The following is an 18,291-nucleotide window of genomic DNA, read 5'->3' as shown; positions in this document are numbered from 1 at the left end:
AACTTTTGGTTGAAGTTAAAACTTAGCAAAGCTATTTTATTTTAAAGGGGTAAGAAAATTTACATTTCTTACCCCTTTCATTTTATTTATCCCACCAGATACGGGAAGTCCATCTGTCACCCCCTGAAAGCCTGTTTACAGCTTCGGTGTAGTTGGCGCCGTTCAAAGTAGCTTCACCAGTTGGATAAAGCTGCCTTCTCGGGATTTGTCCGCCTGAGAAATTACCTACGTAATTGATAGGTGTAAGCTCTGGGTAGCCTGATCTTTTCCAGTTGTTCCAGGATTCAACGAAGTTGAAGAAAATACCGGTTGTTGCCCAGTACTGCTCGTTGATCTGTTTCAATGCGTTAGCCGGAACCAGCGGATTTGCGGTCGCGTATGCATCTGCAGTAGCAGCAGGGATAGCCGCGCCCAATTTGGACAGTGACTGGATACCTGCAGAAACGCCATTGCGGTAATGCGCAGCAGCAGTTGCGCTTCCTACCGAGAACCCGCGCGTTACTGCCTCAGCAAGCAACAACTCAGTTTCTGCGTAAGTCAATACAAACAATGCAGCATTTCTGTTTCTGTAAATAGCTGACGGTCTTGAATACTTACCGATTGGCGTAGCTTCCGCACCCGTTCCGGTTGCGCCAGGGTAACCCGGAGATCTTGTGATGTCAGTTGCACCGCCATTCATATCGTAACCATTTGGCAAGCCCATTTGCACAGCAGGATCTGAATTGCCCGCATTCTGGCTCTGATTGGCAGTAAGACCTGCCGCAGGAACTTCGGCAATTGCGCCAAGTCTCGGATCGTTTGAAGCTTTCAAATAATCGATCAGCTTTTTGCTCCATCTTACCTGGTACAAATCCGCAGGTGTCTGCAATGCAGAAGCATTTCCATTGGTGTATCCGTTTGCATCGTCGCTTCTTACATAAGCGTCATCCGCAACACTTGCGAACGTTCCGCCTGCCGCAGCTTTTTCAGCATACATTTTTGCAGTAGCAGGATCCACTTTCACAAGGCGCATGGCCATTTTAAGCATCAGCGAGTACCCGTACTTTTTCCATTTCGCAACATCTCCCTTATACCCTTCGAATGCATCGTTGGCCGGAAGCGGTTTTGAAGCGTCAAGACCTGCCACAGCAGCATCCAGTCTTTGCAGCAGCGACTTGTAAACACTTTCCTGCGTGTCGTAAGCTGGCAGCGTTACGCCGGCCTTTGCCTGCAACGCTTCCATGTAAGGGATATCCCCGTACACATCCGAAAGCGTAGACAGTGTCTGTGCCTGCATGATGATCGCGACGTTGGTCAGGTTGGACCGTACCGGATTGTCTTTCGTCAGCTGCTCCATTTCATAGGCGAAGCTGGCCGCACTGTAATCCGTGTTCCACACACTTGCCAGGTATGAATTGGTATTGCTCGAAATCACATACTTGTCCGCATTCGAATAGTAGTTAGCAGCACCTGATGTGGTAGACGAAAGCAACTGCATCCAGCCGCTCTGGAACAGGATCGAACCATTATATCCCGCCTGCGCGCTTACATACTTCCACTGAATGCTCGGCAAAAGAAGGTTTGCATCAAAGGTTTCGGCAGATGCTTTTGTAGGATCTGTATTGATCGCGTCGAATTTATCAGTACAAGCTACCGGAAGCAGACCTGTAAGAAGTATCGCCGCTAATATTTTCTTTCTCATTGTCATTTTCATTTAAACTTGAAGTTCAGATTGACACCATAGTTGCGGGTCGATGGTAAGCTGGTACCTTCGATACCTGAGTAATTGATGTTTGCACCGAAAGATGCTTCCGGGTCGATATTATCTGTTTTACGCATGATGTAGAACAGGTTTCTCGCAACAAGCGATACATCAATCGCACGGATCAACGGCCATTTCTCCATTACTTTCGTAGGAATGGTGTAACCCAATGTGATTTGTCTCAGCTTGATGAAGTCCCCATCCAGTACGCTCAGCTTGGTAACGTTGTTAGCCAATGCAGTGTAATATCCCTGCGCACTTGCCTCTACTGTATTTGCAGCGCCGCCTTCCAGTACACCGGTTGTGATACCGTCACGGCCTACAAGCGTAGCCTTGTGCAAACCTCTTCTGTAAGCGTAGTTTTCAGTAGCAGAAAGGATCTTGTTTCCAAAGTTGTAGTCAACCAGGAACGAAAGGTTCACACCTGCAATAGAAAGGTCGTTATTCACACCACCATATAATGTAGGCAGAACTGTACCCAGGTCAAGCAGGTTACCTGCAACAGGGTGACCAGACTCGTTCACGATGATCTGACCATTGGATGCATATTTATAATCATACGCTCTCACCTGAGGACCTGACTTGCCTACAACGAATGCAGTTACAGCGTTACCCAATGTAGCACGGTTCTGGCCGAGGTTGATCGGGTTGTTGTCTGGATCTGTCTGAAGGATCTCGTTTTTCACATTTGTAAGGTTCACCGAAACGTTCCAGTTTATTTTGGAAGTTTTAACCGGATTTGCATTCACCATTACTTCCAGACCGCGGTTTTGAACAGATCCTGTTCCTACCACACCTTTCACATAACCTGTTGAAGAACTGTAGTTCGCAGGCATAATCTCGTTTCTGGTCTTTTGGTCGTAATAAGAAAGGTCTAATCCAAGGCGGTTACCGAAGAATTTCAATTCAAGACCAAATTCAACCTCGCTTTTTGTAAATGGTTTCAGGAAGAGGTTTGGAAGCTGATCGCTGAAATTTCCTGTCGGAATACCATTGATTGCATTTCCTACACCGTAATAAACCTGAGTTTGGTAAGGCTTGAACTCGCCGCTGGTAAGCGCGTAGGATGCACGTAGCTTACCAAAGCTGAGAGACTCAACATTCAGCATGTCGGTAAAAATAAAAGAACCTGTTACCGAAGGCGTGAAGATGGATCTGTTTGCGCTGGGCAAAGTAGAGTATGTATCGTAGCGTCCGGTTGTAGTCAGGTTAAGGATTCCTTTGTAACCCAAATCAAGGCTGTAATAAGCAGACTGAACTTCTGTGTTTTCAAGGTTATAATCACGGTTGAAGTTCACCACGTTGTTCCAGCTGTACAGGTAAGGCAATACAAACGGGCTACCGCCGATGGATGTTCTTTCGTACCTGTTTCTTCTAAGGTTAGCACCCACGATCGCGTCAATTGAGAACTCGTCGCTGTTGAATGATTTATTAAAACCGATCAAACCGTCAACGTTCAGCTCTGTACGCTGTGAGGTGGCCAATTCGTCAAGACCACCTTTTCCCTGGTTAGAGAACCCCGTTCCCCAAGGGGTTACACGAAATATTTTATCATTCGCGTTATCATAACCGATCCGTGCCTGCGCGTAAATCCAGTCAGTGAACTGATACTTGGTAGAAATCGCCGAAATCAAACGCTTGCGGTTTACATTGTTGATGTACTGGCTTGTTACGAAATACGGGTTGGTAACATACTCGTCATCGCTGAACACAATCTCTCTTCCGGTTACAGGATCATAACCCGGTGCCAGAATGCGCTGATCGATGTTGGTAGCAAGGAACATCCCGTTGTTCGCGTTCATAGGACCGTCGCTCAACTGTGGCTTGTTCTTTACATTTTCCAATATATAATTAGCCAGTACATTCACACTCAATTTCTTGGTAAGGTTCTGGTCAGCAGTCAGGTTGAAAGTTTTACGGCTCAGCCCGCTGTTAGGGATAATGGATTTGGTATCAAGATTTGCGATCGAGAGACGGAATGATCCATTGTCACCACCTTTGGTTACGGCAAGGCTGTTTGTAAAGTTGGAACCTGTTCTGTAGAAATTCTTCACGTTATCCTTCTGTGCGGAATAGGCGTAATTCTTTCCGTCAAACTGGATCACCTGCGAACCGTCCAGAGGAGCACCCCAGCTCATACGGCCGGTTTGTTTTGCCAATTCAACGGTAGTCGGTTTCTTTCCGTCGATACCCTGACCATATTCATATTGAAAGTCAGTCATATCACGGGGAGAATCCATGGAGTAGTTCAGGTTGTAATCCACAGAGAAATCGCCTTTTTTACCAGCTTTCGTCTTGATAAGGATTACACCGTTTGTCGCTCTTGTACCATAAAGTGCAGAAGCAGCCTGACCTTTCAACACGGTCATGGTTTCGATATCGTCAGGGTTGAGGTTACCAATACCATCGCCACCGTCAGCACCACCCCACTCACCCGCACTTCCGCGCTGGGTATTATCCATTGGTACGCCGTTGATAACGATCAATGGAGAACCGGCCGAGTTCATACTTGGCATACCACGCATGAGGATCTTGGCTGTTCCGCCAGGACCGCTGCTCGTACCTTTGACGTTCAAACCGGCAACACGTCCGGCGAGTGAGTTGGCTACGTTGGTTTCGCGGGCTTTGGTCATTACCTCGCCGCCGATTGTAGTTACTGAGTATCCCAGCTTTCTGGCATCTTTGGAAATACCCAAGGCAGTTACAACAACTTCTTCCAGGTTAGCTACGTCAGGTTGTAGTTTAACACTGATCGAGCTTTGCGCGCCCACTGTAACCTCCTGCTTCATGTACCCGATCGAACTGATCACGATCACGTCAGAATCTTTGACACCGGCCAGACTGAAATTACCGTCTACATCGGCATTCGCTCCTTTCGTAGTTCCTTTGACGGTTACAGAAGCCCCAGGAAGTCCCTGGTCTTTTTCATCCAAAATCTTACCAGTGATTGTTCTTTCCTGCGCAAAAGCAGAGAAGGTAGTCACCAGAAGAAACAACACCGAAAATAAAACCCGGAGAAGGGTTTCGGGTAGCTTTTCTTTCATAGATTACTTCTTTAATGAATTTTTAATTTGGTTAAATTGGCGTTTACAGAATAAAGTTCTTATTCATTATCCGAGAGGCAAATATCTCAAAAATCTCTCGTAATTAAATATTTTTAGGAAGTACCCGCCATTATTTATTTTTTATGCCATTTTTCAAACACATTCATACACAAAACTTACAGTTGTATGACTTACGATGCAAAGTCTGCAACAACAAAAAACCCCCGGCTATGAAGAACCGGGGGTTTACAAGAATATCATTGGAAATCAGTGCTTTCTCAACCTGTACCCCTCCATCTTCCCGTTATTGACAGCAGCCAGCAAATAACTTACTCCGCCACTCTGCACCACTGCAATATCCCGCACATCGCCTTTAACGTAAAATCCGCTTTTGTATTGAGGAAGGAAGGAAAATTGCTGCGAACCCTTATTAACAAACGCCTGCATCAGACTGGCGTCGTTCCTGCCAAGCCGCACGCGCGTTTGCCTGATGTTACCGCCAAGAACCAGGTCAGGCTTCCCGTCTGCATTCATATCCGTCACGGCGATCGCGTAAACCGGCGCGAACTGCGCTTCAACAGGCAGCGGACGGAAGGTGAACTTGCCGCCATTATTTTCAAGGATCCCGCTCCTGAACTCACTTACCCCGAGCTTTCTGGCTGCATTCAGTTTTTCTGCCGGTAGTATTTCGTTCAGGGCCGCGCTGGAATAGGTAACGTAATTGTTGTATTTCTTTTTGAGTGAAGGCACCTGGTCCAGCAACTCGTCACGACTCGCAAATGGGAACTCTTTGCCATTTTCAGTGATCGCGATCACCGGCACAATGCGGTTAAGATTATCAAAGTCAGCCGCATACATAGACAGCCCAGTTGGAGAAACAACATTCCATTGCCAGTTCGTCCCCACATTCCCGACTACAAAATCCATATCTCCGTCGGCATCCAGGTCAGCACTTTCAATGGTGTTCCAGCAGCCGGTAAGTGCATTCGTTGACCAGGCCGCGCTCGCATCAGTGAGCTTTCCGTTGTTATTGCCAAATACCTTCACAGGTCCCCAGTCGGTCGTGAGCAATAGCTCCAGAAAACCATCTCCATTCAGATCCTGAAAAACGGCGTCGGTCACCATTCCTGCGCCTGCCAGCTGAGCTGCATTCGTTTTAGTTTGGTCTGAAAACCTCCCCTTTCCGTCATTGATCAGCAAAACGCCCCCCATACTTTCCGGAAACCTGCCCGGCGTTACGCGGGTACCCAGGAAAAGGTCGTAATCACCATCCTTATCCACGTCGGCGCTCACAACTACTGCCGCATTCAAACCAGCCGCAGGCAATGGGGCCTTCCGAAATTTTCCATTTTCATTAATGTAAAGCCGCGGCAGCAACAGCGGATCGCCTGCATTGAGCTCGTACCCCTGGCTGGTTACCAGCAAGTCGAAATCATTGTCCCCGTCTGCATCAAAAAATTCCATATCAGCATCCTCGAAAGCAGCATCTGCTTCCAATGCCGGCTGCGGCGATTTCACCAGTTTCCCATTACTGCTCAGGAACAATGCACCCGCCTGCCCACGCGCTCCGCCCACATAGATATCCTCGGTTCCGTCCTTGTTAATGTCCTTTTTAGCAAAATGAGGGCCTTGTGCAGATAGCATCGCAGGCAGCAGCGTTTGTACGCGGAAATCATTCCGCTGGTCTTCGGTATGTGTAAAATCAAGAAGGTTTTCCGGCGTCCATAGCGCAGGCTGAGGGAGGACCTTGTCCCCGGCAGACTTCTGTGCGTCCGTATATTTCAGGATTAGCCCGCTTCCCGCTTTTACATTTTTCAGGGTTTGTCTCCTTCCGTCAGCCCAGGACACAACCAGGCTGTCTATACGTTGCGCGCTGCCCAGCCCGAAATGTACCGCGTCCCATTGCGCAGACTGAAAGCCGCGCACGGGCTGAAAGTTGTGCGTCTGCGTCAGCGAATCGGAATAAAGATCCAGTTTTGCCCCTGCCATGAAGGCGAACTTCGGTGCATTGAGCTTTACTTTGAGGTACTTGTTAGGCAGCTTTGTTTCTGCATTGTTTTTATATACAAATGCTTTCTGATTTACATTATTGACTACAAGATCAAGATCCCCGTCGTTGTCCAGATCTGCATAAATGGCGCCGTTGGACTGATTACCTTTTTCAAAGCCCCATTCTTTTGTTTTTTTAGCAAAAGTGAGGTTTTTCTGATTTTGGAAAATATCATCGGGTTCATCAATGGGCGGCATTTCGGCGATGATTTCCATTTGTGTAGGCTGCTTCCCTCCTTTTCCCGCCTGGCCTTGCAGATCAGTTGAGTATTTCAGGAATTCCATATTGGTGTAATCGCGGGCATATCCGTTTGAAATGAAAATGTCTTTCCAGCCGTCATTATCAAAATCCGCCATTAAACCTGCCCAGCTCCAGTCCGTGTTGGAAATACCAGCCAGCTGACCAATTTCGCTGAATACCGGCACGCCGTCTGCATTGACGCCGCTGTTCAGCTGCAACATATTCCGCATTGTCTGATCGTGAAAGCCTGCACGGAGCAGCTGCTGGTATTTGTCGTAATTATCATCGCCGGAAGTAAGCTTGATCCGCTCGTTCGAAGCCGGCAGCATGTCCAGTGTAAGGATATCCACGAGCCCATCATTATTGATATCGGCCGCATCTGTCCCCATTGAATACAGCGAAACGTGCCCGGTAGCTTCTCTGATCACTTCTTTAAACCGGCCGTTTTTTTGGTTCAGGTACAGGTAGTCGTTTTCATTATAATCATTTGAAATGTAGATATCCTGCCAGCCATCGTTGTTGAAATCATTGATATTGATCCCCAAACCAAAACTGAGCACATTGGATACAATACCCGAAGAGTCTGTCACATTCGTGAATTTGCCGCCGTCATTCCTCAGCAATTTATTTCCGTAGGCGTCATTTCGCTGCTGGCGGTAATTGGCGATCAGGTTACTGAATCCGGCATATTGCTGGACCGAATGATTGAGCAGGAAACAGTCGGTATCGCCGTCTTTGTCATAATCAAAAAAAGCAGCCTGAGTGGTGTAGGAACGATCATCAAGCCCGTACGCTGCTGCCTTCTCGGTAAAGGTCGGCACCCCGTCGGCCGTTTTTCCATTGTTGACATACAGCAGCTTTGTCCTGAGCCTGGGATCCTGCGCACCGGCCCGGCAAACGTAAATATCAATCCAGCCGTCGTCGTTGATATCCACGAGCGACACACCCGTTTTCCAGCCCTCATTCAATGCAGTACCCGATTGCTCCGACACATCTTCAAATTCAAAATCGCCTCTATTGAGATACAGTTTATTGGCGACCATATTGCCTGTAAAGTACAGATCTACAAGCCCGTCATTGTTGAAATCAGCTGCCGCAACTCCGCCCCCGTTATAGAAATATCCGTATTCCAGCACATTATTCGAAGCATCTTCATCAATAAAATTGTTGAAGTCAATGCCCGTTTGCGAAGGTTTGAGCAAGGTAAATAAGGTATCTTCCGATCCGCAGGAGAATAGGGAAACGCACAGAACGAAAGCCAGAAAGCTGTTTTTCATTATTTCAAAGGTTGTAGCTCAATTCAAAAAAGAGGAGGTTTCACTTAAATAGCAAAAAGGCAGGCACATAGCCCGCCTTTTGCTTCATTCAGAGCACCATTGAGGCTAGTTCTTGTCCCACCACAATGGAGTGCTCGCTTTATCAGGACCACCCAATAACGCTTCGGCTGCCTTCACAGCTGCTCCGTTTGTCTCCCTTTCTGTTCGCAGGAAAGGAATGCGACGGATCATTGCGCCGTTTTTCAGATCTTCATTATCCGAGTTCACCACCGGGTAAAGTTTCGGGAAACGCGTTCTTCTCGCCTCTGCCCAGGCCTCCATACCGTCGGGATATAATGCAAGCCATTTTTGCGTACCGATCTGCTCGCGTTTCACAGCAATAGAAGCTGCATCGTCCCATTTTACAGGAATATTGGAAAGTGCAGGCGAATTTTGCTCATCCCCTGGCGCAACCGGCTTGCTCATGCTGTTCACGTAAGCTGCTGCGGCTGCATCAGAAACGCCCCATTGCTTCATAGAGGCAGTGATACCCTTTTCATAAAGCTCTTTCGCAGTACCGCCCATTGCCCAGCCATTCAATGCACCTTCTGCGCGCAGGAAGTAAGCCTCGGCAGAATGCAGGATGTTTTGAGGAGTATCAAAAACAGTAGTCCAGTCGGCGCCTGAGCCGGTTGCCCATCTTGTTCCAACATTTGAATTATTGTTGTTCCCGTTTGGCCCGGCAGCAAGTTGTTTCGGTGTGAGACCGTTGCGCAGACCTTCATAGGTACCTGTTCCGCTGGCTGGCTGAAAGTAAATTCCAATCCTGGGATCGGCGTAACCTTTCAGTACCGACTCCATGGAAGCACTCATACGGAACTCGTTCCATACAGCAATGCGGCTCAATCCATTGGCATCGTCTCCGGTCTGTGTTTTACCCATGTAAGCGTCGTCAGCAACGTCGGTCATGATACCGCCGGCGTAAGCCGCCTCAGCCTGCTTTTTAGCTTCTGCCGGATCCACTTTCGAGATCCGCAATGCTAGCCGCAGCCTGAGAGTATTCGCAAATTTGATCCATTTGTTAACATCACCTTTATAGATCAAATCGAATTTTCCATAAGGAACAGCGGTCGTTTTACCTTTGAGCACCGTTGTGGCCGCATCCAGTCTCACAAAGAAATCCTTGTAAATATCCGCCTGCGAATCGTATTTGATTGACAATGCAGGTGTTCCGGCAGCGGAGTAAGGAATAGGTCCGTAATAATCCGTAAGCCTGTGAAAGGCAAATACCCAGATCACATTCGCCAGAGCATATTCAGCCGAGCCCGGATCTGTCTGCTCAAAAATGGTTTTCAGCTGCGGTACCACCTGCGTGTATACAGGGTTCCAGTGACCTGTAAGCCAGTCAAACCGCATTGCGTAGCGATCTGTTGGAAAGTAGGTTGCGGAAGTCGCAAAGTACTGCGCGTACAAATCAGCAAAGAGGTTTTGCGCGATCTGGTAGGTTCCGCTGGAATATGATGCCTGCTGCTGCGCGCGGGAAAAGAGGAATGGAAGCTCGCTATCAGACAAAGTGGTGAGCTTTGTCTTGCTTGTATTCATTTCTTCAAAATCCCCTGTACAAGCCTGCCCGATCCCGACGGTTGCAGCTATCAGGCCAATGCACGCTATCTTTTTATATTTTATATGTATTTTCATTTTGTAGCCTAATAATGATTTGTGATTAGAATCCCAGTTTTAGATTCAAGCCTACGGTTCTTGTAGAAGGCAGGTTTCCATATTCCACACCCTGAAAGTTTCCTGCGCCCAGATTCACGTCCGGATCAAAAGGCAGCTTTCTTTTGGCAACTCCCGGAATATCCAGCGTTGCGCTGCCGCGGTAAATAAAGAAGAGGTTACGGGCTACAAACGAAATCCGTGCATTCTTGATGAAGAAGTTGGGACCAGTTGGGATGTTGTATCCGAATGAAAGCTCTCTCAAACGAACATTGGTTGTTGAATAGGTAAAGAATTCACCCCACGAATAGCGACCGCCTGACACTGTTGTCCAAAAATCCTCTGCATTGATAGCCGCAGTATTGGCTTCGCCGGAGCGCGTCACACCCGGAAGTACCCAGCCGCCTTCTCTATTGTTGGTTGTATATTCCGCATTACCGTCAAAAGCAAGGTTAGCCTCAGTACCCGAAGTCATTACACCGCCGAAGCGACCATCGATCAAAAACCCGAACACAAAGTTCTTGTAGCTGAACTGGTTATTGAAACCCAATGTAAATTTCGGGTTGAAGTTACCAATGATCTCGTTAGTGGTCGTTGCCACAGGGCGGCCTCCGCCTTTACCCAAACTGTCCGGGGCAGTCAGTATGAATGCGCCTGTGGTGCTGTCACGGTCCCATTTCTGCGCGATCAGGTCTCCATAAGAACCACCTTCCCTTACGACCGGGCTGGCTGTACGTCCATAGCCGCCGGCCAGGGTAGCTTCCTTGATTTCGGGACTCAGCTTCACGATTGTGTTTTTGTTACGTGCAAAGTTCACGGTCATATCCCAGTTGAAGTTTGCAGTTCTTACGGGCTTGGCTGAAAGAGAAATCTCGATCCCTTTGTTATTGATTTTACCAGCATTGATAAACTGGAATGCAAACCCCGAAGCAGGAGCAAGTGCCAGTTTGAGCAGCTGGTTTACCGTGTTGGAGTTGTAATAAGTTACATCCAGTCCCAGGCGACCATCAAATGTGCGAAGGTCGATCCCGAATTCTGTTGACGAAGAAATCTCCGGTTTCAGGTTTTCCGCAGGTTTTGTATCGTCACGGGAAATAAAGCCCAGCTTGTCAGGTCCGCCGCCTTGCGAGAAAGTGTAGGTTTGAACCAGCTGGTAAGGATCAGTATCGTTACCCACTTGCGCCCACGATCCCCTGATTTTTGCAAAGCTGATCCACTCAGGCAGCTGCATTGCATCGGAAAGAACAATGTTTGCTCCGAAAGACGGATAGAAGTACGAATACGGTTTCGGCAAGGTAGACGACCAGTCGTTACGCGCCGCCATATCTACAGTCAGGAAATCCTTGTAAGAAAGAGACGCGGTACCAAATACGTAATGCAGCTCCTTTTCACTGAAATCAGCACGCTGGGTTAATGTAGTTGCAAACGAGAGATCGAATTTGTTGGGTACATTCAGCCCGTTTGCAAAACCACCTACCTGTGAAAAACGCTTGTAAGTTTGTCCCGCACCGAAGTTGTAAGTCAATGCGAAATCCTTGCCAATATTATGGTTTCCTGAAACAATCAGGTCAAGGTTCTTTTCAGAGATATTGTTTGTAAAATCTTCGTAAGATCCGCCTGTGCCTGCAAAAAGCAATGTTCTGTTGGCCCAGCTTCTTGAAATGCGGTCGTCGTACCGGTCAAAGCTGATCCTGCCCTGTACGTTCAGCCAGTCTGTAAGCTGGTATTTGGCAGATCCGAGAATGATGGTCCGGTTTCTTTTCTCCGTATTCGGCGTTTTGTTGATTGTCCAGTAAGGATTCATGTAAATGGAAGAAGTAGTCCAGTAAGTCGGATTTCCATTTTCATCCTCATAATTCTTGTAAGTGCTCAGATCAACGCTGCGCGGCACTTTATACACATTCATCACCGCGCCGCTTTCTTCTCCTGCGCGCGGCTTGTTTTCAATAGTCTGGTTGGTATACGTGATTTTGGCATCAGTTGAAAACTTTTTGCTAAACTGTGTGCCTATACGCAGGTTTAATGTATGCCGCGTCAGTCCATTGTTCGGGATGATACCCTGGTTGCTATTATGGGTGTAAGAGGTATAAGTCTGAACCTTGTCAGTTCCTGCGGAGATACCGATCGAGTTGTTCGTCGACACGCCGGTCCTGAAAAAATCCTTCACATTATCCGGATAAGCAGTAGCCGCTGCTCCCCAGCTCTGACCTGCTTTCTCAGCAAAAATGCCCCCATTACCTTGTCCGTAGGTATTTTGAAGCTTGGGCAGAACGAATGGATTTTCAATTACTACACCGGAGTTGATGTTTGCAGAAACCGCCCCGGCCTTTCCTTTTTTAGTTGTGATCATAATAACCCCGTTTGCGGCGCGGCTACCATATAATGCAGATGCCGCTGCTCCTTTGAGCACGTTCATCGACTCAATATCGTCCGGGTTGATGTTTGAAGCTCCGTCACTTCCGTTAACACCACCAAAATCGCTGCCTACCTGTCCCTGTACCGTATTGTCAATGGGCACACCATCTACAACAAACAGCGCATTGTTGTTACCTGAAATAGAGCGGTTTCCACGCAAAGTAACGCGCGTTGCAGAACCCGGGCCGCTTGCGCCCTGGGTAATCACAATACCGGCCACTTTACCTGAAAGCGTATTTACAAAGTTGGCATCACGAACATCGGTAAGCTGCTTTCCGTCAATCTTCTGGGTCGCGTAGGTAAGTGACTTGGCGCTTCTTTCGATACCCAATGCAGTTACCACTACTTCTCCAAGGTTCCGAACATCCGGATCAAGAGTCACGGTAACGGTGGTCATGGAACCGCTCACTGATACTTCCTTTGAAGTGTAGCCTACCGAAGAAATGATCAGCGTAGAACCGGAGGCAACCGAGATAGAGAAATTACCTTCCGCATCTGTATTGGTACCACGGGTCGAGCCTTTAATGAGAATATTGGCCCCGGGCAGTCCTGCACCATTCTCATCATTCACTTTCCCGGTTATTTGCCGGTCCTGAGCGAATGCGGTGCAACAAAGAAATGCTACATGAACAAACGTCAGTAGCATCAACCGTAAATGTTTAGTCATAGGTTTCGTTGGGTTTTTAAAATTTTTGAAATTTATACTCATTTCGAAACAATAGCAATTTATTCGGTAAAATTTAATTGCACTATACTAATATTCTGTAATAATGATGATTGAAAGTACCAAAACTGCCCCGTAGAGTACTCTTTGGAATTTTATTTGTCGCAGATACAATTATCAAAAATGAGAAAATTTGGCTGCGTGCTCGAAACACCAATTAAGATTCGGCATTATTGACACGGAGCAATCGACGGGTAAAAGCGAATGCAAGCTGTATGAAAGTTGGAGGAAAACGGCACAAAGAAGCCTCGAAGAGGCTGCGTGAAGCGGCTTAATGAACTAGTATTATTGTAAGATTGAATGCAAGGCGACGCGACGCGGACCACTTAATCGTACTTGCGCCAGCCACCCAGAACAGCTCCCGTAATGGCATAAACGAACACACTTACGCCGCCGTCAATGAGCGCCAGAAGGAAAGGTTTAAGGGAAAAAAGATCTTTAACAATTGTGTCGAACAGGATAAAGACAACCCCGAAAAGCAAGCCGGTCAGGAAACCGCTCCAAACAGATTTAACGGGAATTTTGGTGAAGACCCAGGCCACTGTGTAGGCCACAAAAGAGGAAGAAACAATGCTTGCAAGATATGGAGCGGGACTCGTAGCGGCTTTGATCTGCTCCATGGTAAAGCCATTCAACGCGATCCATTTTTCAGAAAAGGCACTGTACCAAATCGGAGGAATAATTTGCCCTATCACTACGCACACCAGCACGGCCCAAAGATTGACAGATTGTTTTCTCATATTAAATTGAGTGTGTTATTCAGTCATCGAAAGGAACTCCCGAGCCCAAATATAAAAGGATTAACTATTAGTTGTGCTTTTTATTTAGAGGATATAACAAAATCGATATTCCGCCTCAAACCTTCAAATTTGGCCCTTTTTATAGGCGACCGTTTGAAAATTTCTTTAAACACTTCTTCTGTTATTTCCTGCCAATCGCTCATTTTAAAGCCTGCCAAAGTTTCCGGCAAATCGAATGCAGGTGTTGAATGTGACCGGGAAAAACGGTTCCACGGGCATACATCCTGACAGATATCACAACCAAATATCCAGTTCTCAAACTTGCCAGCAACATCCTGCGGGATCGCCTCTTTCAGCTCAATCGTGTAGTAGCTGATGCATTTGCTTCCGTCAACGACAAAAGGTTCAGTGATCGCGTCTGTCGGACAAGCATCAATGCAGCGCGTGCAGGTACCGCAGTAATCCTGCACGGGACCATCGGGCGCCAGTTCGAGATCACAGATGATCTCACCAATGAAGAAAAAGCTGCCCATCTCGCGGTTAAGCAGGTTGGAATGCTTCCCTACCCAGCCCAGCCCGCTCTTAGCTGCCCAGGCTTTATCCATTACCGGCGCAGAATCCGTGAATACGCGCCCATTTACCTCGCCAACTTCCTCACTGATCGCCAGCATAAGCTGCGACAGCTTTTCCTTTAATACATAATGGTAGTCTGTCCCGTAGGCGTATTTGGAGATTTTGAGGTCGTCTTCTCCCTGGGGAAGCTGCTTTTCAGGGTAGTAATTGAGGAGCACAGAAATGACACTTTTCGCACCGTCGACCAGCTTGCGCGGGTCAAGGCGCTTATCGAAATGGTTGGCCATGTAACCCATTTGTCCATTCCGCCCTTTGTTGAGCCAGCTTTCGAGCCGCGGCGCCTCCTCTTCCAGGAACTCCGCTCTGGAGATACCACAGAAGTCGAAGCCGATTTCTTTCGCCTTCATTTTCACGAACCCACTCCTTTCCTGGCTTACTAGATCTGCGCTGGTCATCTTGCAAATTTACAAATTGATTGTAAAATGCCATCTTGTCAGTATTTTAGCTCTGGCAAAATAATTTACTTCAATTGGTGCATTGTATAAGTCACGTTATTATTAAGAATTATGCCTGAAAACACAGATTTCAACATAGATCAAGACAAAAATTACGAAATGAACGAGGAAAATGTGCCATTGGAAACTGACAGCACGGCAAATAGTGAAAACAATGAAATTTCCAATTCGGTACCGCTTGACAATGCAGGACAGGAAATAAAAAATGAAGCGCCTGCTCAGGAAATTGACCCGCTGGCGGCTGCAAAAACAGAGATCGCCGAGCTGAAAGATAAGTACCTGCGCCTGTATGCAGATTTTGAGAACTTCCGCAGAAGAACGGCGAAGGAAAAACTGGAAATGATTTCGGGTGCCGGTGCCGATATGGTAAAGCTCATCCTCCCGATCGTGGACGATTTTGAACGTGCCAAAGTTTCTTTTGATTCTTCTACGGATGTAGAGGCTTTGAAAGAAGGCGTGGATTTGATTTACAACAAGCTGTTTAAGGCACTGGAATCAAAAGGTTTGAAACCGATGACTTCAAAAGGAGAGGTTTTCGATGCCGAGATCCACGAATCCATCGCACAATTCCCTGCGCCTTCCGATGATCTGAAAGGCAAGGTGATCGATGAAATTGAAAAAGGATATTATTTAAATGACAAGGTCATACGCTACGCGAAAGTGATAGTTGGGGCTTAGTTAGCCGCGTAAAAGATACATTAGCACAAAATAATGGCAAAGAAAAGAGACTATTACGAGGTACTGGGCGTAGACAAGCAAGCTACTGCGGATGACATTAAGAAGGCTTATCGCAAGCTTGCGATCAAGTTTCACCCCGACAAGAACCCTGACGACCCGACTGCGGAGGACAAGTTCAAGGAAGCAGCAGAAGCTTACAGCATCCTGAGCGACGAAAACAAGCGTGCAAGGTATGACCAATTCGGTCACGCGGGCGTAGGTGGTGCGAGTGGCGGCGGAGCTGGCGGTTACGGCGGCGGCGGGTTTACAATGGACGATATTTTCTCTCAGTTCGGGGATATATTCGGAGATAGCAGTCCGTTTGGTGACATTTTTGGTCGTGCGGGCGGAGGCGGTGGTCGCCGTGTACGTAAAGGTTCGGACCTGCGCATTAAGCTCAAACTGAACCTGGAAGAAGTTGCAAACGGTGTTGAAAAGAAAATAAAGGTAAAACGCCACGTAACCTGCAATACCTGCGGTGGTAACGGTGCCAAAAACGGCACTTCGCTCACCAATTGCAACGGCTGTAACGGAACCGGTCAGGTACGCAAGGTAGTAAGTACCATGCTTGGACAAATGGTTTCTACCAGCACCTGTCCGACTTGTAATGGCGACGGCAAGATCATCAGCGAGCGCTGTGATTCCTGCGCAGGAGAAGGAAGACTGTTGCAGGATGACCTGATCACACTGAACATACCGGGCGGTGTAGCAGAAGGAATGCAGCTTTCCATGTCGGGCAAAGGTAATGTACCAGCGCGCGGCGGAATGGCGGGCGACCTGCTGATCGTGATCGAGGAAGAAGAAGATGCAATGCTGAAACGCGATGGTAATAACGTCGTATTCGATATGCACCTGAGCTTCATCGACGCTGCACTAGGTACCTCGGTAGAAATTCCGACCATTGACGGCAAAGCCAGGATCAATGTAGAGTCAGGCACACAGGCGGGTAAAATCCTTCGGTTGAAAGGCAAAGGTATCAAAGACCTGAATGGGTATGGAAAAGGCGACCAGCTGGTTCATATCAATGTATGGACACCACAGCAACTATCGTCTGACGAACGTGAAACATTGGAATCTCTGCGCCACTCGCCTAACTTCCAGCCGAAGCCGGGCAAGAACGAGAAGGGATTTTTTGACAAAATGAAAGACTTCTTTCATTGATATAAATATCTGAACGATACGAGCCGCTTCTTCCGGGAGGCGGCTCTTTTTGTTACTGACACCCTGCTTTTAAAAATTCAAACTGCGGTAACATTTATTACCCTGGTTGCGGATACTTTTGTTGTTCAGCATTCATTATTATGAAAAAAACACTCTTATCTCTATTGATCACATCCGCCGCTTTTCAGCTGCAGGCGCAGTCAGCAAACGAACTTACCGTAGCAACTTACAACGTAAGTATGGAAGCGGAGAATTACTTCCCCCGCGGCACGAAAGGACTTTCGGAGCAGATCCTGGTGAAAGAACTGGCCTCAGGCAGCAACCAGCAGATCAGAAATATCGCGAGGATCATCAAAACCGTGCGGCCTGACATTATTCTGCTTAATGAGTTTGATTATGTGAAAGACGGAACCACCAGCGTAGGCGCATTCATCAATAACTATCTGAAAACCGATGCAGATGGCGCAAAAGGGATCGATTATCCTTACTACTATTATTCAACAGTAAACACGGGACAGCCCAGTCCGTTTGACCTTGACGGGAATGGAAAATCGGAGCAATACGGAGCCGATGCCTGGGGTTTCGGTAACTATCCGGGCCAATACGGAATGGCGCTGCTATCGCGGTACCCCATTGACGAGGCGCAGGTAAGAACTTTCCAGCATTTTAAATGGAAAGATATGCCCGGCGCATTGAAAACGACGAAACCAGACGGAAGCGACTGGTACTCGGCAGAAGCCTGGGCGCAGTTTCCGCTTTCTTCCAAGTCACACTGGGATATTCCTGTGAAGGTTGGAGAAAAAACCATTCACGTACTTGCCAGCCATCCCACCCCGCCTTCTTTCGACGGCCCCGAAGACCGCAACGGAAAGCGCAACCACGATGAAATCCGTTTCTGGAAGGATTACATCAGTGACGGAGCATATATCTATGATGATAAAGGCAAAAAGGGAGGACTGGGAGCAAATGCTTCGTTTGTGATCCTGGGAGATCAAAACGCGTCGCCGGACGAAGGCAATGCAATCGGAGAAGGAATACGCTCATTGCTCAATCATCCGAAGATCAACAACGAGCTGCCTCCGGCCAGTAAAGGCGGTGCGGAACACAGCGCCGGTAATGCATTTGCCAAAAATCACACCGCATTCTGGCGAATGCGCGCAGATTACGTACTTCCATCCAAAGATGGTTTTAAGATTCTAGACAGCGGTGTTTTCTGGCCGGCAAAAGGAGAACCCATGGCCGAACTGGTCGAAAAAAGAGAATCCAGCTCCGATCACCGGTTGGTATGGGTGAAAATGAAGCTGGATTAGCCCTTCGACTTTTGCTGGTTTGCCCTTCGACCGCCCGGCGGCCCGGTCCGCTCAGGGTGACAACACTTCGGCTGCGCTCAGTGTGACAA

Annotated in this window: 10 protein-coding genes; 3 read left to right on the top strand and 7 right to left on the bottom strand. The window is 47.7% G+C overall.

Annotated features, from left to right (window positions below; all coding sequences use genetic code 11):
- Positions 1-82: 82 nt before the first annotated feature.
- From ASG33_RS05985 to queG, 7 genes are all read right to left on the bottom strand, one after another.
- On the bottom strand, positions 83-1,681 hold the full coding sequence (locus tag ASG33_RS05985) for a SusD/RagB family nutrient-binding outer membrane lipoprotein (RefSeq protein ID WP_229238570.1): 1,599 nt from the start codon (positions 1,679-1,681) through the stop codon (positions 83-85).
- Between the two features lie 8 nt (positions 1,682-1,689).
- On the bottom strand, positions 1,690-4,785 hold the full coding sequence (locus tag ASG33_RS05980) for a SusC/RagA family TonB-linked outer membrane protein (protein ID WP_056281344.1): 3,096 nt from the start codon (positions 4,783-4,785) through the stop codon (positions 1,690-1,692).
- Between the two features lie 267 nt (positions 4,786-5,052).
- Positions 5,053-8,352 carry a VCBS repeat-containing protein gene (locus ASG33_RS05975; RefSeq protein ID WP_056281342.1) on the bottom strand — a complete coding sequence of 1,100 codons (3,300 nt, stop codon included), beginning with the start codon at positions 8,350-8,352 and terminating at the stop codon, positions 5,053-5,055.
- 105 nt (positions 8,353-8,457) lie between these two features.
- On the bottom strand, positions 8,458-10,029 hold the full coding sequence (locus tag ASG33_RS05970) for a SusD/RagB family nutrient-binding outer membrane lipoprotein (protein ID WP_056281341.1): 1,572 nt from the start codon (positions 10,027-10,029) through the stop codon (positions 8,458-8,460).
- Between the two features lie 25 nt (positions 10,030-10,054).
- Positions 10,055-13,129: a SusC/RagA family TonB-linked outer membrane protein gene (locus tag ASG33_RS05965; protein WP_082489147.1), complete on the bottom strand. Its 3,075-nt coding sequence runs from the start codon at positions 13,127-13,129 to the stop codon at positions 10,055-10,057.
- Between the two features lie 383 nt (positions 13,130-13,512).
- Entirely contained in the window at positions 13,513-13,926 is a 414-nt protein-coding gene (locus ASG33_RS05960; protein WP_056281337.1) for a DUF1761 domain-containing protein, read from the bottom strand.
- A gap of 80 nt (positions 13,927-14,006) precedes the next feature.
- Entirely contained in the window at positions 14,007-14,954 is a 948-nt protein-coding gene (gene queG, locus ASG33_RS05955; protein ID WP_056281335.1) for a tRNA epoxyqueuosine(34) reductase QueG, read from the bottom strand.
- Positions 14,955-15,065: 111 nt separating this feature from the next.
- Between queG and ASG33_RS05950 the strand changes: the two genes are divergently transcribed.
- The 3 genes from ASG33_RS05950 (at position 15,066) to ASG33_RS05940 (ending at position 18,202) form a co-directional block, all read left to right on the top strand.
- Positions 15,066-15,692 carry a nucleotide exchange factor GrpE gene (locus ASG33_RS05950; protein ID WP_056281333.1) on the top strand — a complete coding sequence of 209 codons (627 nt, stop codon included), beginning with the start codon at positions 15,066-15,068 and terminating at the stop codon, positions 15,690-15,692.
- 33 nt (positions 15,693-15,725) lie between these two features.
- The gene (dnaJ, locus tag ASG33_RS05945; RefSeq protein ID WP_056281332.1) at positions 15,726-16,892 is read left to right on the top strand and encodes a molecular chaperone DnaJ; all 1,167 of its coding nucleotides are present in this window, start codon (positions 15,726-15,728) and stop codon (positions 16,890-16,892) included.
- A 140-nt stretch (positions 16,893-17,032) separates the two neighbouring features.
- The gene (locus tag ASG33_RS05940) at positions 17,033-18,202 is read left to right on the top strand and encodes an endonuclease/exonuclease/phosphatase family protein (RefSeq protein WP_056281330.1); all 1,170 of its coding nucleotides are present in this window, start codon (positions 17,033-17,035) and stop codon (positions 18,200-18,202) included.
- Positions 18,203-18,291 lie beyond the last annotated feature (89 nt).

Origin of the sequence: Dyadobacter sp. Leaf189, from assembly GCF_001424405.1 — a bacterium.
In the GTDB taxonomy this organism is placed as follows: Bacteria; Bacteroidota; Bacteroidia; order Cytophagales; family Spirosomataceae; genus Dyadobacter.
Note: the sequence above shows the minus strand (reverse complement) of the source record. Positions and strands in the feature narration are given on the sequence as shown.

Bases quoted from the DNA above. Each gene is read 5' to 3' on its own strand.
- ASG33_RS05985 (WP_229238570.1), bottom strand. From the start codon at position 1,681: ATGAGAAAGAAAATATTAGCGGCGATACTTCTTACAGGTCTGCTTCCG.
- ASG33_RS05980 (WP_056281344.1), bottom strand. From the start codon at position 4,785: ATGAAAGAAAAGCTACCCGAAACCCTTCTCCGGGTTTTATTTTCGGTG.
- ASG33_RS05975 (WP_056281342.1), bottom strand. From the start codon at position 8,352: ATGAAAAACAGCTTTCTGGCTTTCGTTCTGTGCGTTTCCCTATTCTCC.
- ASG33_RS05970 (WP_056281341.1), bottom strand. From the start codon at position 10,029: ATGAAAATACATATAAAATATAAAAAGATAGCGTGCATTGGCCTGATA.
- ASG33_RS05965 (WP_082489147.1), bottom strand. From the start codon at position 13,129: ATGACTAAACATTTACGGTTGATGCTACTGACGTTTGTTCATGTAGCA.
- ASG33_RS05960 (WP_056281337.1), bottom strand. From the start codon at position 13,926: ATGAGAAAACAATCTGTCAATCTTTGGGCCGTGCTGGTGTGCGTAGTG.
- queG (WP_056281335.1), bottom strand. From the start codon at position 14,954: ATGACCAGCGCAGATCTAGTAAGCCAGGAAAGGAGTGGGTTCGTGAAA.
- ASG33_RS05950 (WP_056281333.1), top strand. From the start codon at position 15,066: ATGCCTGAAAACACAGATTTCAACATAGATCAAGACAAAAATTACGAA.
- dnaJ (WP_056281332.1), top strand. From the start codon at position 15,726: ATGGCAAAGAAAAGAGACTATTACGAGGTACTGGGCGTAGACAAGCAA.
- ASG33_RS05940 (WP_056281330.1), top strand. From the start codon at position 17,033: ATGAAAAAAACACTCTTATCTCTATTGATCACATCCGCCGCTTTTCAG.